At 60.6% G+C, this 5411-nt stretch carries 5 protein-coding genes; 3 read left to right on the top strand and 2 right to left on the bottom strand.

Annotated features, from left to right (window positions below; genetic code table 11):
* Nucleotides 1-599: caspase family protein (locus CXY91_RS30775; RefSeq protein WP_248307306.1), on the bottom strand; the 599-nt coding region annotated here is incomplete at its 3' end.
* Between the two features lie 499 nt (nucleotides 600-1098).
* Here CXY91_RS30775 and CXY91_RS01640 point away from each other — a divergent pair.
* The 3 genes from CXY91_RS01640 to CXY91_RS01650 all read left to right on the top strand — a co-directional run bounded on the left by CXY91_RS01640 (nucleotide 1099) and on the right by CXY91_RS01650 (nucleotide 4264).
* Nucleotides 1099-2325 carry a hypothetical protein gene (locus CXY91_RS01640; protein WP_100959027.1) on the top strand — a complete coding sequence of 409 codons (1227 nt, stop codon included), beginning with the start codon at nucleotides 1099-1101 and terminating at the stop codon, nucleotides 2323-2325.
* Nucleotides 2326-2613: 288 nt separating this feature from the next.
* Nucleotides 2614-3624: a hypothetical protein gene (locus tag CXY91_RS01645; protein WP_100959028.1), complete on the top strand. Its 1011-nt coding sequence runs from the start codon at nucleotides 2614-2616 to the stop codon at nucleotides 3622-3624.
* A 310-nt stretch (nucleotides 3625-3934) separates the two neighbouring features.
* The gene (locus CXY91_RS01650; RefSeq protein ID WP_100959029.1) at nucleotides 3935-4264 is read left to right on the top strand and encodes a hypothetical protein; all 330 of its coding nucleotides are present in this window, start codon (nucleotides 3935-3937) and stop codon (nucleotides 4262-4264) included.
* 479 nt (nucleotides 4265-4743) lie between these two features.
* Here the strand turns inward: CXY91_RS01650 and CXY91_RS01655 are convergent.
* Nucleotides 4744-5411: SCO family protein (locus tag CXY91_RS01655; protein WP_199777326.1), on the bottom strand; the 668-nt coding region annotated here is incomplete at its 5' end.

Below are 5411 nucleotides of genomic sequence, written 5' to 3' on the forward strand. Positions count from 1 at the left end.
ATACGCGGCTTGGCCGGGGTAAAACCTGGCGCCGAGACCGCGAGCAGGCTTTCACCCTTGCGTCCGGTCTCGCCGGTGAAGCAGGCGTCGATCATGACGATCAGCTGGCGCTGCGCTCCGATCTTATGCCGCACCAGTTCGAGGTTGCGGTACAGCGTCTGCAGCGCGTAGCCGCTCTCGACGACGTTGGGATTGCCGTCATGCGGCAGCAGGAAGGGCTGGCGGGTAGCGAGGTCCGGCACGCCATGGCCGGAGTAATAGACAAACACATTCGACCGGCCCGGTACGACGCTGCGCCAGAGCTGGCTGCCTTGCGGATTAACCTCGCTGCCGAACATCTGGGTCAGCTCGCCCAGCGTCGCATCCTTCACGAGGAAGACGTTTTGCTCGCGGAAGCCGAGCGTGCCGGTGAGGTAGGCCTTGATTGCCTCGGCATCGTTATGGGCGAAGTCGACAGTGCTGGTGCGTCGGTACTCCTTGTTGCCGACCACGACAGCGATTGAATCGGCATTGTCCGAAAACACAGGGGTCTGCGCCGATGCGGCCGTAAGCCACGCCAGTCCTATGCAGTAGAGAAAGGTCCTGAGTAGCGTCGGCATGGCCCTGTCCTAACCCAGCGTCATGCTCGCATGTCGGAACGCGGTTGGCGAGGCATACCGCAAGTGACCGTCTGGCCGGCGTAACCGGCTGCCCTCCTTGGGCGTTTCCTCGCTAGTCTGGCCGGCCATCCTTCGGGGTGGCCGGCCTTTTTCGTTTCAGCTACAGGACGGTCGGGCAAGCGACCGAGCGAATATGACCGATCAAGAGACCCAGCGCTTCTACTGTGCTCGATCGGCTCCTAGCCGATTGCGTGGTCGTTACGGGGGGCGAGTTGACTAGGCTAGAGCAGGCGGGAAGGCGGCGGAGCCGGCTACAGGTCTTGAGGCGCTTGCTCGTCCGTTGCCTGTGGTGCGCTCCGACCTGCTCGTCCGTAATCTTGAATTGACCGCTTGGTTGCTGCGGAAGGTCAGGTTGCGACATCTGCAGATTCTGCTCCGCCGGGCCTGACAGCGCGCACATCCGCCCTTATAGCTGCAGCGCGCTTTTCAACGGTGATTAATGAATAACGTGACTGCCGGCGAATTTCACAGTCCGGACGAAGCCCTCCTGCACCGCGTGCAAACTGCCGTTCAAGAGCTTGGCGATTGGCTCGAAGCGGCCGGCTACGCTGGCAACGACCCGTATCAGCTCGACAACATCATCTCGAGCGTCGGCCACCGCCCGATCATCGGCCCGTTGATGGGCTTGGCCCGGCGGCTGTTGAAGCCATATCACGCGCTGATCCCGCGCCAGATCTTCCAGGCTTCCCGCCCGATCGTAATGGCTCAGGCGCTGGGCGATGCGCTCGCGGCCGAAGGCATGTTGCCCGCGTCCGAGCAGACACGCCGGCGTGCGTCGCGTCTCTATGAGATGCTCCTCGAGCATCGAAGCCCGCTCGCGCAGAACGATGCCTGGGGCCTGCCCTTCGTATGGGGCGGTGTCGAGAGGCACGAGAAGCACTGGCCGATGGCGATCACGACTGTACTCGTCATCAACGGCCTGCTGGAGGCTCGGCACCTTCTCGACGAGGGGGCGGTGCTGAAGCATCTCGAATCCAGCCTCCGCTTCATGATCGAAGAGTGCGGCATCCTGCGCACGGTTGACGGCGTCTGCATCCTCTATGGACCAGGCGATACGAGGCTGATCCTGAACGCCAGCGCGGCCGCGGCGGGATTGATGGCGCGGGCCAGCTCGCTTCTGGACCGGCCGGATCTCATGCTTCTGGCTGAGGATGCCGCCCGGCTGATCGCGCATCATCAGAACCCAGACGGATCCTGGTTCTTCGCTCCGGCGCACGGGACACACCTGCTCGACCCGATCATCGATTTCCGGCACACCGGCTATATCCTCGAGGGCCTGGCCGAGGTGAGAGAGCATTCCGGCAGCGCTGAGCTCGCAGCGACCTTGTCCTCGGCGGTCGAGCGCGGCTGGGCCTATGCGCGTTCCGCGCTGGTCGAGGGCGATCTGCCACGATGGGCGCCCAATCAGACGTGGCCGATCGACGCGCACGACGTCGCCGAGGCGATCCTGTTGGCGGTCGCTATGGGTGACCAGGATCTTGCCCGCAGGCACGTAGAGGCTGCTCTGCGCGACTTCTACATCGGCGACGGGCAGTTCCGATACAAGCTCTTCGCGGATGGCCGGAAGAACGATTCCGTGTTCATCCGCTGGACGCAGGCGCCGATGTACAAAGCTCTGACGAGGTTCGCTGCGGCAGGGTCGGCTTCCGACGGTGCAGGGCATTGAGCTCCTGGTCGCCGGCTTCTTCGCGCGCGATCGGCGCGACGGAAAAGTCGCAGGCGATGACGCCGCCAGGGACGGCCCGCGAGGTGGGCAGATAGAACCGGAAGCTCATCTACTCGGCGAGTTCCCCGTGAGCGATCCCAACCTGGAGCACGTCGCGCAGCTCGCCCAGGAGCTCGTCGACCCGCAGGCGGGTCAGGTTCGTCATCTCGTCCATCTGCTTCTCCCTTCTGGTAGATTCGAGCAGTAGCACAATGCGCCCGCGCGAGCTAAGGAGCGGCTCGCCAAGCCATGAGCCCCATCGAGATGACGAGCGCCGACAAGATTTCAACGCGGGCCTGGGTGCGCTTCCTCCTGATCGCTGCCTGTCCAACGGTCGTCATGCTGGCGATCGTCTCGGCCGCCCTGATCTACATCGATCCCTATTGGGTGTGGCGGGCGTCGCCGCCCTGGCTGATCGAGGGCCGGACGGCCAACGACAATCTCGACAACAAGATGCGCTTCGTAAAGGCCATTGCAGCGGCCCAGCAGAACGCAGAGCTTGTCTGGGTCGGTAGCTCTCGCGTTTATCGCGGGGTCAACGTGGGCTGCCTTGCGGAGCGCGCCTACAACCTAGGCGTCGCTGGCATGATGCTCGATGAGGCCCAGACCTACATTCGCCTGACGTCTCAGCGGGTGCGGCCGCGCGCCATCGTGGTCGGACTGGATTACTTTATGTTCGGCTCGCTCGACCGGCCAGACCCCATCGACCCCGCCGCCTCTTCGGTCGGCTGGCAGTTGCAAGCGCGCCTCCAATCACTCGTCAGTCGTGATGCCATCAGCGACGCTTGGAAGCTTCCTACTCGTTCCGCGACGACAGACGGTCGCTGGCTGCCGAACGGGTTCAAAGAAACCGTACCCCGGTCAGGCGGGTATACGACGTCAGTCCAAAACGGGCTGAAGCTGGGCCGTATTCGAACTGATCCACGGCTAATGAGCCTACTTCCGGCGATCTTCGATGAAGCGAAGCGCTCCGGTGTGAATTTCAAGTTTTACATTGGCCCTGAGAGTGATGCGTACCTGGCGCTGATAAAGCGAGACGGAGATTGGCAGGATTTCCAGGCTTGGCGCGCGTATGTAGCCGAAACCGCAAAGCAGAAGGGCGTGGAGTTCGTCGATCTCGCCGAAGACCACCCGTTCGCGCATTTTGATTGGAGTGCAGGATCCAGCGATACCTGGATCGATTCAATGCACTTTGCGCCGCCCGTCGGGCTTTACGTCGCGAAGGCGCTGGGGTTAGCGCCCGCGTCTGCCAGATGTTGAAAAGCAGGTTCATTTAACGAGCCTTGAGAAGGGGCGCATCGCCCCACTCTCGCTCGCGCGCGGCCGAGCTTTTTTGATTTGCGAGCTCTGCTTGCAAGCTATCCGCTTCCCCTGTTTTCAAGGGGTCGCGGCAGTTGTTATAAGCGCTTCCCTTCAACCTAGCGGAAAAAGCCGACGAGATGGGGATAATCACTGCGCCGCGCACGGAATCGCTGAACAACCCGTCCGTCGTGATCACCGATCCGAATGGCACTTACTGATCAACGCCGTTTGTTTCCAGCTACCTGCCCTGCAGCAGAACGATGTCATCATGGCCTTTGCCGATAGCCAATTTGCAAACACTCTCGAGCACACCGAGTTCGTATCGGCGGTCCTGCTAACGCCGTCCCTCGTGCCTCCGGAGCAGGACGCCATCGCCGGCTCGTATTTTGTCATCACGGCGGCGGGCTACAACGTTTACCAGACCCAGCACTACTATCAGGAGAATCGCGCCGCCTCGTTCGTGGTGCCCACCGCACTGCCCGCCGGCTACTATCTGCAGTATCGGGTGCGGGCTCGCTCCTATTTGGCGACGTCCGGTAGCTCGGCCAACTTCGTCGCCGGCCGCGGCTTCCTCTCCTGCGTGCTCCATCGAAACTGACAGCGCCAGCAGGCACATCTTGCTTGGCCCCCCCGTTGGTTCAAGCCGGCGGGGATTTTTCTTTTTGCGCCGGGTGCTAACGTCGCAGTGGCGTATTTCGACCTGCGCTGTGCCTCTCGCCGGCTCAGTTGCTCCCCCAGCCTTTACCGGCGAGAGGCAGCCTTCGAGCCCGGTCTCTCGCAAGGGGACGGACCTTCTTTGTCAGATGATGCGATCGAACAGCTCGACCAGCAGCAGTGCCAGCTTGAGCAGTTGGATCGCGATGTGAATGATATCCATCTGTGCCCTCCTTTCTATTACGGAGGTACCGCCAGAGGTTGAGCTGCCTTAACCCGGCCGCTTGCACCGCTCGATCTCGCTCGCGCGGGGCCGGGCTTCTTGTTTGACTACGTATTTATCGGTTCTCCTATTTGCAATGCTGCTCCAATTCGTCACTCATATCGAAATCAATCAAGATATAGATTGCGAAAAATTTTCGATTAGATCAGGGCAAGTATTTTTTGGATCAAAACAGCCGCGTCTTGCTCTAAATCAAGCGCTCTGACGAAGTCTCCTTCTTTATCCATGAGATATACAGTCGTGGTATGATCCCATGTATATCCGCCTGTTTTAAGGTAAATTTTGCGGGCATAGGCGCGGTAGGATTTGATAGTCGCCTCAATGGCTGTGCGATTTCCAGTCAGGCCGACAATATTTGGATTAAACCCTTCAAGAAATGGCTTCATGACATTCGGCTTGTCGTTCTCGGGATCCACCGTTATAAAAAGTGCTTTTATTTTACTTCCTTTTGCTTCCGTGGAATACAGCAAATGAGAGATCTGCATTAAGGTGGTTGGACAGATGTCTGGGCATTGCGAGAACCCGAAGAAGACCAGAAACGGCGAGCCCTTTAGATCCCTGTCGGTCAGTTTTTTACTGTCCGACGTCGTCAGGGAGAAAGGCCCGCCCACACGCGTCGCGGGGTCGCGCGCCGGCCGATCACTTTTGACGCTTGGTCGTGACAGATAGCTTTCAGCCAAGGCGCGATACGCACAGATTGCACCGCAGCTCTTGAGATAGTCCTCATAGCGGCCGGCACCGCCGAGCCTGACCCAGTTCTGCTCGTCGCTCGCGGCCTCGCCGCTGCGGCGCTTGTCGAGCAGCAGCG

This window comes from Allobosea sp. FBZP-16, from assembly GCF_002831785.1.
GTDB classification, from domain to species: domain Bacteria; phylum Pseudomonadota; class Alphaproteobacteria; order Rhizobiales; family Beijerinckiaceae; genus Allobosea; species Allobosea lupini.